The organism is Rhizobium mesoamericanum STM3625 (assembly GCF_000312665.1).
In the GTDB taxonomy this organism is placed as follows: Bacteria; Pseudomonadota; Alphaproteobacteria; order Rhizobiales; family Rhizobiaceae; genus Rhizobium; species Rhizobium mesoamericanum.
In genome coordinates, this window is sequence record NZ_HF536773.1 from 258,362 (window position 1) to 273,147 (window position 14,786).

Annotated in this window: 13 protein-coding genes and 2 pseudogenes; 5 read left to right on the top strand and 10 right to left on the bottom strand. The window is 59.5% G+C overall.

Annotated elements, in window-relative coordinates; genetic code table 11:
- Positions 1 to 73 precede the first annotated feature (73 nt).
- Complete coding sequence (locus BN77_RS21570) at positions 74 to 841, top strand: fumarylacetoacetate hydrolase family protein (protein WP_007535963.1); 768 nt, start codon at positions 74 to 76, stop codon at positions 839 to 841.
- A 1,300-nt stretch (positions 842 to 2,141) separates the two neighbouring features.
- Here the strand turns inward: BN77_RS21570 and BN77_RS21580 are convergent.
- The 6 genes from BN77_RS21580 to BN77_RS21605 form a co-directional block, all read right to left on the bottom strand.
- Entirely contained in the window at positions 2,142 to 2,837 is a 696-nt protein-coding gene (locus tag BN77_RS21580) for a VIT1/CCC1 transporter family protein (protein WP_007535966.1), read from the bottom strand.
- A gap of 601 nt (positions 2,838 to 3,438) precedes the next feature.
- Positions 3,439 to 4,341 (bottom strand): LysR family transcriptional regulator, encoded by a 903-nt coding sequence (locus tag BN77_RS21585; RefSeq protein ID WP_007535967.1) that lies wholly within the window; start codon positions 4,339 to 4,341, stop codon positions 3,439 to 3,441.
- 158 nt (positions 4,342 to 4,499) lie between these two features.
- On the bottom strand, positions 4,500 to 4,838 hold the full coding sequence (locus tag BN77_RS21590; protein WP_007535973.1) for a MoaF-related domain-containing protein: 339 nt from the start codon (positions 4,836 to 4,838) through the stop codon (positions 4,500 to 4,502).
- 86 nt (positions 4,839 to 4,924) lie between these two features.
- Positions 4,925 to 5,758, bottom strand: coding sequence for an aldo/keto reductase (locus BN77_RS21595; RefSeq protein WP_007535975.1), 834 nt, complete (start codon positions 5,756 to 5,758; stop codon positions 4,925 to 4,927).
- 15 nt (positions 5,759 to 5,773) lie between these two features.
- Positions 5,774 to 6,799: an LLM class oxidoreductase gene (locus tag BN77_RS21600; protein WP_007535976.1), complete on the bottom strand. Its 1,026-nt coding sequence runs from the start codon at positions 6,797 to 6,799 to the stop codon at positions 5,774 to 5,776.
- Positions 6,800 to 6,864: 65 nt separating this feature from the next.
- Positions 6,865 to 8,049, bottom strand: a complete 1,185-nt coding sequence (locus BN77_RS21605; RefSeq protein ID WP_007535978.1) for an MFS transporter — start codon at positions 8,047 to 8,049, stop codon at positions 6,865 to 6,867.
- A 153-nt stretch (positions 8,050 to 8,202) separates the two neighbouring features.
- Between BN77_RS21605 and BN77_RS21610 the strand changes: the two genes are divergently transcribed.
- The 4 genes and pseudogenes from BN77_RS21610 to BN77_RS21625 all read left to right on the top strand — a co-directional run bounded on the left by BN77_RS21610 (position 8,203) and on the right by BN77_RS21625 (position 11,744).
- Positions 8,203 to 9,126: a LysR family transcriptional regulator gene (locus BN77_RS21610; protein WP_007535980.1), complete on the top strand. Its 924-nt coding sequence runs from the start codon at positions 8,203 to 8,205 to the stop codon at positions 9,124 to 9,126.
- Between the two features lie 575 nt (positions 9,127 to 9,701).
- On the top strand, positions 9,702 to 10,394 hold the full coding sequence (locus BN77_RS21615; protein ID WP_007535982.1) for a type 1 glutamine amidotransferase domain-containing protein: 693 nt from the start codon (positions 9,702 to 9,704) through the stop codon (positions 10,392 to 10,394).
- Positions 10,395 to 10,478: 84 nt separating this feature from the next.
- Positions 10,479 to 11,319 (top strand): annotated as a pseudogene (locus BN77_RS21620) (type 1 glutamine amidotransferase domain-containing protein).
- A 128-nt stretch (positions 11,320 to 11,447) separates the two neighbouring features.
- Positions 11,448 to 11,744 (top strand): putative quinol monooxygenase, encoded by a 297-nt coding sequence (locus BN77_RS21625; protein ID WP_007535985.1) that lies wholly within the window; start codon positions 11,448 to 11,450, stop codon positions 11,742 to 11,744.
- A gap of 90 nt (positions 11,745 to 11,834) precedes the next feature.
- On the opposite strand, the gene BN77_RS33655 is transcribed toward BN77_RS21625, so the two are convergent.
- From BN77_RS33655 to BN77_RS32400, 4 genes and pseudogenes are all read right to left on the bottom strand, one after another.
- A complete protein-coding gene (locus BN77_RS33655) occupies positions 11,835 to 12,170 on the bottom strand; it encodes a hypothetical protein (RefSeq protein ID WP_157224495.1) in 336 nt (111 codons plus the stop codon).
- Positions 12,171 to 12,235: 65 nt separating this feature from the next.
- Positions 12,236 to 13,027 (bottom strand): aldolase, encoded by a 792-nt coding sequence (locus BN77_RS21635; RefSeq protein ID WP_007535987.1) that lies wholly within the window; start codon positions 13,025 to 13,027, stop codon positions 12,236 to 12,238.
- 26 nt (positions 13,028 to 13,053) lie between these two features.
- Positions 13,054 to 13,758 carry a haloacid dehalogenase type II gene (locus tag BN77_RS21640; RefSeq protein ID WP_007535989.1) on the bottom strand — a complete coding sequence of 235 codons (705 nt, stop codon included), beginning with the start codon at positions 13,756 to 13,758 and terminating at the stop codon, positions 13,054 to 13,056.
- A 263-nt stretch (positions 13,759 to 14,021) separates the two neighbouring features.
- A pseudogene (locus BN77_RS32400) lies at positions 14,022 to 14,771 on the bottom strand (IS110 family transposase); the annotation flags it as partial.
- Positions 14,772 to 14,786 lie beyond the last annotated feature (15 nt).

Below are 14,786 nucleotides of genomic sequence, written 5' to 3' on the forward strand. Positions count from 1 at the left end.
TTCATCGGGCGCGCTCGCTCCATTTTAGGGTTAGCTGTAGGCTTGCGACTCGAACCAAAACGGAGGAGACCTCATGGCAGTTTCAGCCGCCGCACCTTTTGATCCACGCGCACTTGCAGCAAAACTACACAGCCTGCATCGTGCACAAAACCAGGCGCCGACGGCGGAGTTTTCCCTGCCTGTTGATCTCCGGCATGCGATGGACGCGCAGAATTTTCTTGCCGCAGATGAGGCAATTGAAAGCAACGCCTGGAAGGTAACCGTCTCGCCCGATGGGCAGGCCGTAACTGCGCCGCTGCATCCTTATGTGCAGGCCGATTCTGGAGCCCGGATTCCTTGGCAGAGGGGCATTAGGCTCGAGGCGGAGATCGCCGTGCGCCTCGGCCGGGACCTCCCCTTTCGTCGAGAGGGCAATTATAGCCGCGCCGACATCGTCGATGCGGTCGACGCCGTTCATCTCGGCGCTGAACTTCTGGCGAGCGCAGTCGAGGAGAGTGGCAAGATCTCGTTCCTGCTGTTTCTGGCCGATCGTCTTGGAAACAGCGGGTACGTACTCGGTCCCCGCCTGGAAAAGCCTGTCATCGATACGGCAAGCGGTACGCCGCTCAAGGTCACGTTCAACGGTCAGCAAATCTACGATGCACCCGCCCAGCATCCCAAGGGAGATGTGCTGACGTGGCTCCTGGACTATGCCAATGACGGAATGCGACCGAACACATCGCTCAAGGCTGGTGCCCTCATCACAACGGGCACGCTCTGCGGCGCGATCGAACTCATCACGCCTGGGGAAGTCGAAATTGTTTTCGGGGGATCCGCCTATCTGCGTCTGGCCATTGTCTGACTTCTTGTGGTGGGAAGCCGAAATGCCCTAGGTCAAAAACTGACCAAAGTACAAAGTTAAGTGATATATCCTTGAGGCGGCGATCGTGTAAGCCAATTTCTAGCCGTGGTGGACTGCCTGCTCGACTGCAATGCGACGAGTTGGCGCGATGCGATGGCCCAACCTCCATAGCCGTCGCGCTCACTTGACCTATAGAGGCCTCCCACCGCACGGGAGCGATCCATTCCCCCCATTTTTTCCCAGAGTACCTCAGCCTCAAAATCGATCGGGTGACTGCTTGGTTACTTGACGCCTCCAATGTGACCCACAAGGCACACAGTATAATCTTCTACGTTGCAAAACACGCCAGAAGAAACGTCTCACGTTCCATTGTCTCCTCCTGATGATTATCCAACTAATGGGAGCAAATCAGTGGGGTTATTGAATGAGCGGCCTTTTGAATAGTGACTGCGCTCAAGGCGTAGCAGCTTTTTTCGTCGTTATCGTCTTAGCCTTTAGTGCTCTCTATTTTGGATATGGAGTTCACCGCGCGATTGACGGACCGGATGAACCATTTGGGTATGCACCCAAAAAAACTCCAGCCAAACATATTTGATAACGCAAGATGAGCGAGAAAGCGAAAGATGCCAGCAGGTCAAAGCGCTGGAGCTGGCAGATCATGTTTCAAGGCGTCCACTGGCTTGACGTGCTATATCTCCTCACAACCGCCGTGGCATTGGCGGTCGCCTATTACCTTGGATACGGCGATACGGCAGTGAATAGCAGACAAGGCCTAGGACCATAGAACGAAACAAAGAGACGGCTTTTTAACGACCCTTCTGCAACTCCATGCCGGGGTGATAATGGTGTCCCTATTCGAGACGAGTTTTCGACGGCCTTTCCACTGACGGCCATAGGAGCCGCGATGGCCGTGATAGTTTTGGTGGTGCCTGGAAGTCTAGTGGACGGCCATCCGTCGCATGTTCAGGTGTTCGTCCAGCCCAACTTGCGTCGTTAAACAAACAGCATTCAACGACAAGCTTAAGGCGCCCGGTTGACCCGAAGACAGCGCTTTGCGGGACGGCTGAAAGGCCGCCCAGAAAGTGACGTTCTGACGCCGCATCGACAAACCCGTTCGCTCGCTGGCGATCAGAACGGCGGGCAGTCCAATGGGAGAGACGCGCCGCCGCATTATGCCGCTTCTGACTGGATCAAAGCTCGCACCTCTGTTTCGTTCCTTCAGAGGGAGGTGATATTTGTGTAGCTTCTGTTGACACAAAGGTCTCCCGCTTGCTTGGTGTCGTTGATCGGTGACGACCAGCTAAATTGCCTTGCCCACGAGAGAACCGATGAGCGCGGTCGAGGCCATGGCGACTGCACCCCAGAACACGACCCGGAGCGTTGGCTTAAACAGGTTCGCACCACCGGCGCGCGCGCCGACGGCGCCGAGGACCGCGAGCCCGATCAGGCACGCAACCGATACGCTCCAGACGACCATGCCCGCCGGCGAAAGCAGCGCAACGATCAAAGGCAGCGCAGCGCCGGACGAGAAGGTCGCCGCGGACGTAAGAGCCGCCTGAATCGGCCTCGCCATCACATGGCTCGCAAGCCCGAGCTCGTCACGCGCATGGGCTGCGAAAGCGTCCTTCGCCGTCATCTGCTCAGCGACCTGCCGCGCCAGATCAGGCTTGACGCCGCGCTGTTCATAGATTGCGGTAAGTTCCGCCAGTTCGGCGTCGGGTTGCGTGGCCAATTCACGGCGTTCGCGTGCTAAGTCGGCTTGTTCCGTGTCGGCCTGGGAACTCACCGATACATATTCGCCCGCCGCCATCGACATTGCACCGGCCACGAGCCCTGCGATGCCGGCAACGAGGATTTCATGTTGCGCCGTCGTCGCGGCGCCTACGCCCACGATCAGGCTGGATGTTGATATTAAGCCGTCATTGGCGCCAAGCACCGCAGCTCGAAGCCAACCGATGCGCTCAATCAGATGATTTTCATTGTGGAGAGCTCGCATCAAAATTGTCCCTGGCTCAAGTGTTTGTATTGCGAATTTTCAGATCAAATCAGTACTGACTTTTGCCAGCAGATTGATAGGCCGGTTCGTGGCGCTTCTTCGAGGCAGTTCCCAATCCCGCGTGAGCACTTCCTCATTCCACAATCCAGGCGGGGCACTTCTAAGCGAAAGGCCGAGTTAATTCCCCGTGCAAGCCGACGCCCATTTGTTCTTATGGCCAAAACTCTCTCGAAGCGGGAGCTTTTCAAGGCATCATCGAATTCTGCAACATCAACATACGCGAACATCACTGATGGCGGTATAAGGTGAGAAACTCATTGATAATGATGAAGCGGGTCGCGACCGCCGGCTCCAGCTTCTGCTCATGGCGAACCGATCATCATCATTACAGCAGACCTGGGTTATGACACGCCAAACGGACGATCACCATCGCGAGCCCTGAAGGCGATCAATCGGGCTCAGAGGAAGTCATTTGTCCTTCACAAGCCAAGGTTAGACGCGTCGCCCACCATGACTTTTGGTGGACAGAACCGATGCCCATCGGCTGCTATGCATGGGTGATCGCCCCTGCACTAAAGAGCGTTGCGGAGGCGACAGCCGTCTAACCGTCTCTGGCCAGAAAATCGATGAGCGTCCGTGTCGCTGTCGAGAGACGGCGGTGTGGCGCGAAAATCAACGAGAAAGGCCGGGAACGGCCCCGTGCGAGCTCCAGTACATCGACAAGACGCCCCTGTTCGATACGGTCCCGCACGATGAAATCGTAGGTCTGGCAGATGCCCATACCGTTTTCTGCCAGGGACACCACGCCCAGTACGTCGTCGAATACCCGGATGCGGCCGGGCGGCGTCCAGTCCACGTCGCGGCCTTCGACGTGAAACAGCCATGGTGCGCAACGCCCTGTGCTCGGCATTACGAACGGCAGGCACTGATGTTTCGCCAGCTCTTCCACATGCCCCGGGATGCCAGCCCGTTCGAGATAATGGGGAGAAGCAACCAAACGCAAAGGCGCGTCCTCCAGCTTGCGCGCCACCAGCCCACTATCGGGCAAGGGACCGAGGCGGATTGCCAGATCGTAACCCTCCGCCACCAGATCGACATTGCGGTTGGTGATGCTCAATTCGATGTGGACTTCCGGGTAGTCATGCGTGAAGCGGTCCAGCATCGCGGGCAGCCGGTAATGACCGTAGGTCGTTGGCACGCTGATACGGACATGACCAGTCAGCGACGCGCCAGTCGACGCCTGAATCGCTCGTTCCGCATCGTCGATCATCGAAAATGCGGCACGGGCCTGTTCGAGGTAAGCACGGCCTTCATCCGTCAGGCTTAAACGTCGGGTGGTCCGGCGCATTAGTTGCGCGCCAAGGCGGGTTTCAAGCCGCGTAATCGCCCTGCTGAGAACCGAGGGCGTCGTAGAAAGCACAACCGCCCCTTCGGTCATCGAGCCTTTTTCAGCAACGGTGACAAATGCCTCCACGTCGCCCAAATGATCAAACCGCCGCCCCATTTTGGCCCCTTGCGAAATAAAGTGTTCTGGCCCTCGCTGTCCCGACGAGCGCTGTTATGAAGGCCCTCAAACAAAAGGCATACCAAATGCTTGATGCGTGCAGTCTCGAGGAGGGTTCGCAAATCAGAAAATTTAGTGGGCCGATGACCGACTGGAATTCACTTTAGGTCGGCAAATGCACGCAACGTCCCGGAAAGCCGGTAGAAATCCGATTTCGGGGTCGTAAAGAAGCTTAGCGAAAAGCCCTTCTCGAAATTGTCGACATGAACGACGGTCGAGCCATCGGCCTCCTGCCAGGAGATAACGAAGTTGCCGCCATCGAGCTCCTTCCATTCGAAGGCGACTGTCGCGGTGGCGCCCTTGAGCGAACCGCCAGTGATTTCGTAGATCAGACTGTTCTCGTCGGTGGAATAGGCGTTGGTTGCGACGAGATCTCCGTAATCGACCTCGAAGGTGCTTCCGGCGAAGGGGAAGCGAGTGGTTGTTTGTGTACTCATTGCGGAGTCCAATCTGCGAAGTACAAAGAGTGGGTCAGGGTGGAAATGAACGGGAGGAGCACAACGCCCCTCCCCTTCTTCGTTTCTCAGGCAACCTTGTCCCAGGCGGGTGCGAGGCCGTCGGGGGAGACGATGCGACCATCGGCCTTTGCAAGGCCTTGGATTGCGCCCATTTCCTCGGCGGAAAGCGCGAAGTCGAAGATCGCGAAGTTCTCGGCGGCACGCGCCTCGCCAACCGTCTTCGACAGTGCGATAACGCCCTCCTGCTGAACCAGCCAGCGCAGAACGACTTGCGCCACCGACTTGCCATGGGTGGCGCCGATGTCCTTCAGGACGGGGTTGGTAAAGACCTTGCCGTCGGCCATGCCATAATAACCGGTGACGGCCATGCCGGCCTTCTTGGCAGCCGCGATCACCACGTCCTGGTTCAGATAGGGGTGGTACTCGATCTGGTTGGTGACGAGCGGCGCCTTGGAGAGCTTGACCGACTCGACCATCAGCGCCGTGTTGAAGTTGGAAACGCCGATATTGCGAACCTTGCCGGCCTCTTTTACGGCGTTCAGGGCGCCGATCTGTTCGGGGAGCGACACTGCCTCGTTCGGCCAGTGCAGCAGAAGCAGGTCAACATAGTCAGTCTTCAGCTTCTTCAGGCTTTCGTCGACGGACGCGAGAAAGGCGTCGTGCCTGTAGTTCTCCACCCAGACCTTGGTGGTCAGGAAGATATCACTGCGCGCGACGCCCGAGCCTGCGATCGCTTGGCCGACCTCGGCCTCGTTGCCGTAGATCTGGGCGGTATCGACGTGGCGGAAGCCGACCTTCAGCGCATGCGGCAGAATCCTGAGCACGTCCGCGCCAGGCATGCGGAAGGTGCCGAACCCGAGGGCCGGAATGGTGGCTCCATTGGCGGTCACATTATGCATAGTTCACTCCTTTGGTTATTCCGCAGCGCTCTTCGCCGGGGAGGATTGGGACTTGAGAGCAGGCAGGACGTCGCGCGCCAGTTCATCGATCACCTCGTTGAGGGGCCGTCGCGACGGCCGCAGAAGAAGCGCCAGATGATCAACGCCGGCGTCTTCTACAGCTTGCAGATGATCGATGAAGCCGTTGCGCCCGATGCGCGCGCCAAAGCGGCGCGCCGTCGCTGGTTCGGCTGGATCGTCGGCGAGATCGAGATGGAAAGCGCTTACGAATACACCGCGCGGCAGGCCGAGGAACTTGCAAGCAGAGTTCCAGTCGCTCGCCTGGGCGGCGAGCTGCTCCAGCCCGTTCGGATAAACGAACCGGCCCTGCATGTTCGCCGTGATCCAGTCCGCAGACTGGCGGCCCTGCCCGGCGATGATCATCGGGATGTGGGTTTGCCGGGGTTTGGGCAGCAGATCGAGGCTCGGTTCGATCCGGCCGTCGCCGATCGGAAGGCCGCCGGTCTTCCAGGCATCGCGCAGATAGGAGACAGCGCGACGGAAGGCTTCGCCGCGGTTCTCGAAATTAAGGCCGAGCAGCGGATATTCCACGGGCCGGTCGCCGGAAGCGACGCCGAGGATCAGGCGCCCCCCGGAAAGCTGATCGACGGAGGCGGCCGCCTTGGCGACCATCATCGGGTGACGCAGCGGCAGGACGATCGCCGCCGTGCCCAAGGCGACGTTTTCGGTGATGCCTGCGAGGAAGCCGAGATTGACGAAGGGGTCGTAGACGGACCCGGCGTCGCCGAAATTCTTGGGATCGAATACCGGCACGTCGCGCATCCAGACGGCGGCGAAACCCGAACGATCGACCTGGCGAACGAGATCGGGATAACGCGCGAGATCGGGAACGCCGAAGGGGCGTTTCTCCCTGACGCGCTGTTCTTCCCGTCCAGGCGACCAGTCGTTGTCGAGGGGAAGCTCGATGCCAAGCGTCAGGCCGCCTTCCGGTTTGCGGATGCGGTCGAGTGCACAGAACTGGCCGGCTTTGAACGTAGACATGAGAATTCTCCGAGGTGAGGATCGAAAGCTGGCCCGGCGCGGTTCGCGCCGGGCAACCGGAAGGCTCAAGCCGCCTTCAGGACCGGGGCCGCCGTGCGGCGGTCGAGAGCGCCGCTCCAAATGGTCAGAAGCAGGGCGACGACGACGAGGATCGCACCGACCCAGGGGGTCGCGCCGAGACCGAGCGGGGATTCGACCACAAGGCCGCCGAGCCATGCGCCGATGGCAATGCCGAGATTGAAGGCGGCGATGTTGAGCGCCGAGGCGACATCGACGGCGCCGGGACGGTGTTCCTTGGCCAGCTTCACGACATAGAGCTGCAGGCCGGGCACATTGCCGAACTGGAGGAAGCCGAGCGCCGCAAGGGTGACGATGGCCAGGACCGGGGAAACCGCGGTGAAGGTAAGCATAACGAGCACGATGGCTTGCAGGATGAACAGGCCAATCAGCGCCTTGACCGGGTTGTGGTTGGCGATCTTTCCCCCGGCAATGTTGCCGATCGCAATGGCTATACCATAGAGCACGAGGATCAGGCTGACGCTCTGTTCGGAGAAGCCGGTGATTTCCTGCAGGATCGGCGCCAGGAACGTGAAGGTGACGAAGGTGCCGCCGTAGCCGAGCGCAGTCATGCCAAAGACGATCAGCAAGCGGCCGGAACCGAGCACCCGCACCTGGTCGAGAAGACTTGCCGGCGGCGCTTTCTTTATATTGTGCGGCAAGAGGGCTGCAATCGCGACGAAGGCGATGACGCCAAGCGCGGCAACGGCCCAGAAAGTCGCACGCCAGCCGAGGATCTGGCCAATATAAGTGCCGAGCGGTACGCCGGTAACGATGGCAACCGTCAGGCCCATGAACATCATGGCAATCGCCGAAGCGCGGCGATTTTCAGGCACGAGATCGGCGGCGATGGTCGAGCCGACGGAGAAGAAGACGCCATGGGCGAAGGCGGCCAGCACGCGGGCGACGAGCAGCAGCTCATAGCTCGGCGACAACGCGGCAACTGTGTTGCCGACGATGAACAGTGCCATCAGGCCGAGGAGCAGCGGCTTGCGCTCGATCCTGCTGGTCAAGGCGGTGAGGATCGGCGCGCCGAAGGTGACGCCAAGCGCATAGACGCTGACGATCAGCCCAGCAAGCGGCAGGCTGATATGGAGATTGTTTGCGACGGTCGGCAAGAGCCCGACAATCACGAATTCCGTGGTCCCGATCGCGTAGGCCGCGATCGTCAATGCAAAAATGGCTATGGGCATAACAAGGTCCTCTCCCCTCCCTGTCCAGGCAAGGGTTGCTGAGACAGCGGCGCTGTCGGTTGAAGGATTGGGGGCAATATGAGCGGAGAGGGCTTGAATGATAATCGAGAGCATTGGATAAATACCTGTGAATTTGTTTCATAGGCAGACACAATGGACAATCGTGCAGGCGAGATGGAAGTCTTTGTAACGGCAGCAGAATTGCAGAGCTTTTCTGCCGCCGGGCGGCGTCTGAAGATGTCGCCGTCGGCTGTCAGCAAGCTCGTGACGCGCATCGAGGATCGGCTCGGCACCCGCCTGCTGGTCCGTTCGACCCGGATGATGACGCTGACGCCGGAAGGCGAAGTCTACCTCGCCAGGGCACGGCGCATTCTGGCGGAGATTGCTGAAACCGAGCAGATCGTCGCCGGCGGCGGCAGGATGGTTCCGCGCGGGCTGCTGCGCGTCAACGCCTCGGTTGGCTTCGGAGAACGATACCTTGTTCCACTGATCCCAAATTTTCTGGCGCTCTATCCGGAAGTGCAGCTCGACGTCTCGCTGACGGACGGCATCATCGGCCTGATCGAGGAGCGTACCGATATCGCCATCCGGTCGGGGGCCATGGACGACTCGTCTCTAAAGGCTCGCAAGCTTCTCGAAAGCCGGCGGGTCATCGTTGCGGCGCCGGCGTATCTTGCGACGAAAGGCATCCCGACGAGTCCGCAGGATCTCGCCCACCACAATTGCCTCAGCTTCAACTTCCGCCGCGCCCTGAACGAATGGCCATTCCGGAACCCCGGCTCGCCGGATGTCTACCGCCTGCCTGTCGCGGGCGATACAAGCGTCAACAGCGGCATGATCATGCGCCGGCTCTGCCTTGCCGGCAGCGGCCTAGGCAGGGTGGGTCAATTCCACGTGCAGCCCGACATCGACGCTGGAAGGCTGATACCAGTGCTGGAAGAATACAACCCTGAGGACATAGAGCAGATTCATGCTGTTTTCGCTGGACATGAACATCTTGCAGCTCGCATCCGCGCGTTCATGGACTTCCTGAAAGAGCATCTCGCAGATGAAGGGAAGTCGGCGCCCATTCTGTAGAGCCGCTTCCAAAGGGCAGGTTTTTGGATTAGCGTCACGCTTTCGATGACCGATTTTAGACGGAATACCCCAAAAACTATCTGCCAAGCGCATGGCGCATAGCTGGGTCAAGAATTTTTGCCTATGATAATTATATGGCTTTCCGACCGAAGTGGGCAGCCATCGGCCGGGCTTCGAATGCGATCGCCCATGCTCTCTTCCCCAAGCGCGCCTGCGGGAATTGCTCCATTCCTTTCTTGTCTCTTGGATTTTTTGGGAATGTGCCCGCCTGCGCCCGGCGCGTTGTACCTAACGCCGTTAGCCTACGATCTTGAACTGCTGTCATAGGGGGCAAAGGACTGTCAGCGGCGGTCCGGTCGGACCCTGACTCGCCCGTTCCGCATCGTCGATCATCGGGCGAGCGGGACAGGAGGGCTGTCCGTTGTGGGCGCGGCGGCGTGCTGTCCGTCGCCATTCTGTCCTTTTGCGAACAAATGAATTGTCCAGCGGCCAATTTATCCGCCTTTTCGGCTTTAATATATTCACGTCATTGAATGCGATCGATCCACCGTCATCCCGGATTTCAGGAGCAAATCATGACAAGCGCACCGCAGCCCATCAAACCGGTTCTCTTCGTCCTGACCAGCCATGGCTTCAAAGGCGAAACGGGCGAACCCACCGGCTTCTACCTCGGCGAAGTCACCCATCCGCTCGCCATGCTCGATGAAGCTGGCATCCCCGTTGAGTTCGCCTCGATCGACGGCGGCGAGCCGCCCGTGGACGGTCTCGACCTCAACGATGCGATCAACACACGCTACTGGAACAGCGAAGGCTTTCGGCACGCGATCCGGACAACTCAGCGCCTCGCCGACGTGAAACCGGGAGATTACTCCGCCATCTTCTTCGCCGGTGGCCACGGCGCGATGTGGGACTTCCCGACAAGCCCGGCCGTAAACAGCGTCGCTGGCGATATCTACGAGGCGGGCGGTGTCGTCGCTGCCGTCTGTCACGGCCCCGCCGCACTGGTCAACATCACGCTCAGCAACGGAGCACATCTTGTCGCCGGCAAGAATGTCGCCGCCTTCACCGATGACGAGGAGCGCGCCGTCAAGCTCGACAAGGTCGTGCCCTTCCTGCTCGCAAGCACACTTGCCGCCCGCGGCGCACATCATCATCCGGCCGCCGACTGGACAGCCAAGGTCGTCGTCGACGGAAGGCTCGTCACCGGCCAGAACCCGCAATCGGCGACCGGCGTCGGCGAGGCGCTCCGCGACCTGCTGACCGCGTAACCGGCATCAACCCGCATCACCAACCACACGTCATGGACCTTCCCTGCCATGCTGGCAGAGAATGGCTTTCGCATGGAGAAAAACATGAAACCCATTCGCACTCTCGCTCTCGCGCTGGCTCTTGGAACGAGCGCCTTCAACGCACAGGCCGCCAATGTTCTGGTCGTCCTTTCCGATTCCGACCGTCTCGATCTGAAGGACGGCAAGGTTTTCGAGACCGGCTTCTACCTCAACGAGTTGATGCAGCCGGTAAAGGCGCTCACCGAGGCCGGCCACCTCGTCACCTTCGCAACCCCGAAGGGTACGGCGCCGACGCTGGACAAATCCTCCGTGGGCAAGATGTATTTCGGCGGCGACGAGGCTGCGGCGCAGGAAAGCATCGCTATGCTGGATAAGCTCAAACTGACCTCCGACAGCGCCTCGCCGGTCGTCAGCCTCGCCCGCATCGAGCAGATCGGCTACGACCATTTCGACGCGGTCTATGTGCCGGGGCGGTCATGCCCCGATGCAGGATCTTCTCGTCAGCCCAGAACTGGGCAGACTGCTCGCCAACTTCCATGTGAAGGGCAAGATCACGGCCCTTGCCTGCCATGGCCCGATCGCGCTCCTCTCGACCTTACCCGATGCGGCGGCCTTCACCACGAAGCTGGAGTCAAGCGGTTCGGCTAAGGCCGAGGCCTGGATCTATGCGGGCTACAAGATGACCGTCATCAGCAATCAGGAAGAAGAAATCGCCAAGGGTCTGTTGAACGGGGGCGAGATGAAGTTCTATCCGCAGACTGCATTGCAGGCGGCAGGAGGCAATTTCGTCAGCAATGACGCGCCGTGGTCATCCAACGTGGTGACTGACCGTGAACTGATCACCGGCCAGAATCCTGGCTCCGCCGCGGCCGTCGCCGCGGAGCTGCTCAAGCGCCTGAAATAAACCGGCCCAACGATTGGCAAGCGCCGCCCCCGGATCGGGAACGGCGCCTCACCCTTCATTACCCAGTATCTGGCAGCTTGGGCGTTGCTTCCTATCCCAAACCGAGGCCAGCCTGACAGGACAGACAAATGACCACCAGCATCAAAGTCGTGGCACGCGTCATGATCACATCCGGCAGGGAGGATGCCTTCGAGAAACACGCGGCGGAACTGTCCGTCGCGACACGCGCCGAAGGAGGATGCCTTTCCTATCACCTCCATCGCAACCTCGACCAGAAGGGCATCCACGTCTTTGTCGAGGAATGGGCCTCTCGCCGGATCTGGGAACGGCACATGGCCGGCGAAGCCATCCGCGTCTTCAACGCGCAGCTGTCGCCGGCAACCATAGCCCACATCGAAATCCATCCCCTCGAACAGATCGCCTGAGACGGCGGCACGGGTTTCATCGAGAAGATCCTCGCCCCCGGAAATCCAGGCATCGAGCCAGCCAGGCTTGCCGCCTTTCGAGCTGGACACTTATGAGGGCGCCGTCGCCATCGAGGGCGCGGAACGGCTGATCGCCATAAAAAGAAAGCCTGCCGCGCGAGGAGATGCGGCAGGCGTTTCAACAGAACCGAACAGCGACTGGAGGAGGAGCATCGCCGTATCCGCACGCGCCCCCGGGAGGGCCGCCTGCATCACGAAGCCATGCGGGAGGATGTGCATTGCTTCGACACCTGGATGATACACCAATCCCCAGCAGTTCCCATGCTGCACGCCGCACTGCACCTTCCCGGTCCCGGCGTCATTCGATAATTGGAAATTACAGTTTTCAATCGTTTTAAAAAAGTGACAATTGCTCATCGCACCCATGCGTGAGACGCATGGGTGCTAGTGACGCTGACGCAGCAATAGGCAAAGTGACCTATTGCCACATTTCACGATCTGTAATCGGGCGACTTCACGTCGAGCCGGCGCTTGACGCTTTCCAGATGTAACCGTGCACTTTCCGGATCACCCGCACGCATCTGTTTCGCAGTCGCTTCCGCGATGTCGGGGTCGACCGGCAGAAGCGGCCTGCCCGTGCTCATCGCCTTCAATTGCACCTCCGCTGCCCGTTCCAGATAATAAAGATCGTCCCAGGCTTCGGCGATATTCGGTGCGCAGACCATGACGCCATGGTTTCTCATGAAGAGAATATCCTTGCCGCCCAGGACACTCGCCAGACGATCCCCTTCTCCCTCATCCAGGGCCAGGCCGTTATAGTCCACATCAACCGCGGTGCGACCGTAAAACTTAAGCGCGGTCTGCCCGGCCCACACCAACGGTTCAGCCTCGATCATGCACAGCGCAGTCGCATTCGGCATATGAGTATGGAACGCCGCACCGATACGCGGCGCCATCTTGTGCAGACGTGCATGAATAAAAAAGGCTGTTGCCTCGGGCTCACCATCGCCGGACAGCACGTTACCGCCGAAATCGCAGATCAGAAGGCTTGAGGCCGTGGCCTCCTCGAAGGCCCAGCCGAGTCGATTGACCAGGAAAAGATCGTCATGTCCTGGCACGAGTGCCGAAAAATGATTGCAGATCCCCTCCTCAAGGCCATATCGCGCCGCGGCCCGCAAACAGGCAGCCAGATCCACACGCGCCTGCCAGATCTCTTCCCTTTCGAGATCGACGTTTCGCAGGATCGTCGGTGCGACCAGTTCACGTTTAAGTTCATGCGCCATGAATATATCTCCGTCAGAATGATCGCCTATTCCATCCAGCCGGCAGCGGAAAGCAAGCCGCAAACCTCGTCAAGACGGTTGACCGATTCATTCGGCATATAATCGGCAAGCGGCTTCCGGCCGGTTCCTCGGTCGACCCAGATCGTTCTGAAGCCAAGCTCGCGTGCTGCGGCAAGATCAAGATGCGGACTGGCGCAGATGTGGACCAGTTGATCCTTTTTGATACCCAACTCCTTCCAGGCGTGCTGAAATATCTGCCTTGTCGGCTTGTAAGCACCGGCCTGCTCCGCCGTGATTACCCGATCGACCGAGCCATCGAGCTGGGCGACGTTTCCGGCGATGATCGCATCGTCGGTGTTGGAGATAATGGCGAGCTTGAATCCGGCCGCTTTCAGCCTCGCCAGGGTGGCGGCCACCTCCGGAAAGGGCGGCATGCGGCTGATGGACGATGTCAGAATATCTGCGTCGCCGGCCGATATGTCGAGGGAGAATTCGCTCATCGCCGATGCGAGGGCTGTGGCACTCACATCCTTGAACGACCGGTGGGGACGCTCTTCTTCCAAGCGATGTTCGTACCGGTCATATACGGAAATAAAGGCGTCGCGGTCGATAGAACGCCCCTTTCCGGCAAGGATCTTGTCCATCGCCGCCAGCAGCCCTTCATCCCACTGGATGAGGGTGCCATAGCAATCGAAGGTCAGCCATTCGGGCCGGGGTCCTGAAAGTGTCATGTTCAAACTCCAATGAAAGAACTCAAGGGGCAAAACACCTCCATTTGGCGGCTTTCCTTGGGTTCGGTTATGTTTTGACCGACATTTGCGCCGATCGGCTAAATCTCTTCCGCCCGCAGGACCGAGTTGTCCTTCGGTTCGTGAACCAATCTCCAATTCGTGACCTGATGCGTTGGCTTCGGTCACAGAGTGACGTTCGGCTCCCGGTTTCCCATTCTCCTGTAAGAGCGCAGCCCAGTCCTGCCGGGCAGGCTAGACGAACATCAGGACAACCGGGATAGCGCCGACGCGCCTTCCAGTGGGCTTTCGCCGCGCGGCTCGTAAGCGCGCTGGTCACGCAGGATCTGGAAGGCGATCGTCAAAAGCTTGCGCGCAATCGCCACGCGCGCCTTGTTGGTACCTCTGATTTTCAGGTGTTCGTATTGGGCGCGAAGCTGTGCATCGCTGGTGATGGCAGGTGTCACCGCCTCGACAAAGGCCCAGCGCAGCCACTTGTTGCCTTGCCGGATGATCTTGCCGTGGAAGGTCTTGCCGCCGCTCGAATAGGTCGAGGGGACCAGCCCGGCATAGGCGCCTAGCTTCTTCAGGTTGCGGAAGCGGCTGATGTCGTCGATCTCCGCATCGATCAGCCTTGCAAAGAACTCGCCGATGCCGGGGATCGTCTTCAACAGCTTGACGTTGGCATTGGCCTTGGTCATCGCCCGGATCGTTTTCTCCGACTGCTTGATGCGCCCATTGATGTCGGTGATGAAGTCGAGGCCGCGATCGATCTGTATGCGGTCAATCTCCGAGACGTTGACCTGCGTCAGCTGGATGCGGCCGGCCTTGCCAAACAGGTCGCCGAGTTTCTTCAGCTGTGCCGTCTGCTCCGGATAGCGATCAAACACGGTGACGATGCGGTTCTTCACCATCGTGCGCAGCCGCACGCTGGGTGCCCAGGCCTCTGGGACGAGGTCGGCTCGCAGCAGATGCGCCAGTACCGTCGCCTCGATCTTGTCGGTCTTGATCTTGGCGAGATCTGTGAAACC

What these genes read in the sequence shown, in the direction of transcription:
- BN77_RS21625 (WP_007535985.1), top strand. Translation starts at nt 11,448, where the DNA reads ATGACCACCAGCATCAAAGTCGTGGCACGCGTCATGATCACATCCGGC.
- BN77_RS21615 (WP_007535982.1), top strand. Translation starts at nt 9,702, where the DNA reads ATGACAAGCGCACCGCAGCCCATCAAACCGGTTCTCTTCGTCCTGACC.
- BN77_RS21600 (WP_007535976.1), bottom strand. Translation starts at nt 6,799, where the DNA reads ATGTCTACGTTCAAAGCCGGCCAGTTCTGTGCACTCGACCGCATCCGC.
- BN77_RS21585 (WP_007535967.1), bottom strand. Translation starts at nt 4,341, where the DNA reads ATGGGGCGGCGGTTTGATCATTTGGGCGACGTGGAGGCATTTGTCACC.
- BN77_RS21640 (WP_007535989.1), bottom strand. Translation starts at nt 13,758, where the DNA reads ATGACACTTTCAGGACCCCGGCCCGAATGGCTGACCTTCGATTGCTAT.
- BN77_RS21605 (WP_007535978.1), bottom strand. Translation starts at nt 8,049, where the DNA reads ATGCCCATAGCCATTTTTGCATTGACGATCGCGGCCTACGCGATCGGG.
- BN77_RS21610 (WP_007535980.1), top strand. Translation starts at nt 8,203, where the DNA reads ATGGACAATCGTGCAGGCGAGATGGAAGTCTTTGTAACGGCAGCAGAA.
- BN77_RS21595 (WP_007535975.1), bottom strand. Translation starts at nt 5,758, where the DNA reads ATGCATAATGTGACCGCCAATGGAGCCACCATTCCGGCCCTCGGGTTC.
- BN77_RS21570 (WP_007535963.1), top strand. Translation starts at nt 74, where the DNA reads ATGGCAGTTTCAGCCGCCGCACCTTTTGATCCACGCGCACTTGCAGCA.
- BN77_RS33655 (WP_157224495.1), bottom strand. Translation starts at nt 12,170, where the DNA reads ATGGGTGCGATGAGCAATTGTCACTTTTTTAAAACGATTGAAAACTGT.
- BN77_RS21590 (WP_007535973.1), bottom strand. Translation starts at nt 4,838, where the DNA reads ATGAGTACACAAACAACCACTCGCTTCCCCTTCGCCGGAAGCACCTTC.
- BN77_RS21635 (WP_007535987.1), bottom strand. Translation starts at nt 13,027, where the DNA reads ATGGCGCATGAACTTAAACGTGAACTGGTCGCACCGACGATCCTGCGA.
- BN77_RS21580 (WP_007535966.1), bottom strand. Translation starts at nt 2,837, where the DNA reads ATGCGAGCTCTCCACAATGAAAATCATCTGATTGAGCGCATCGGTTGG.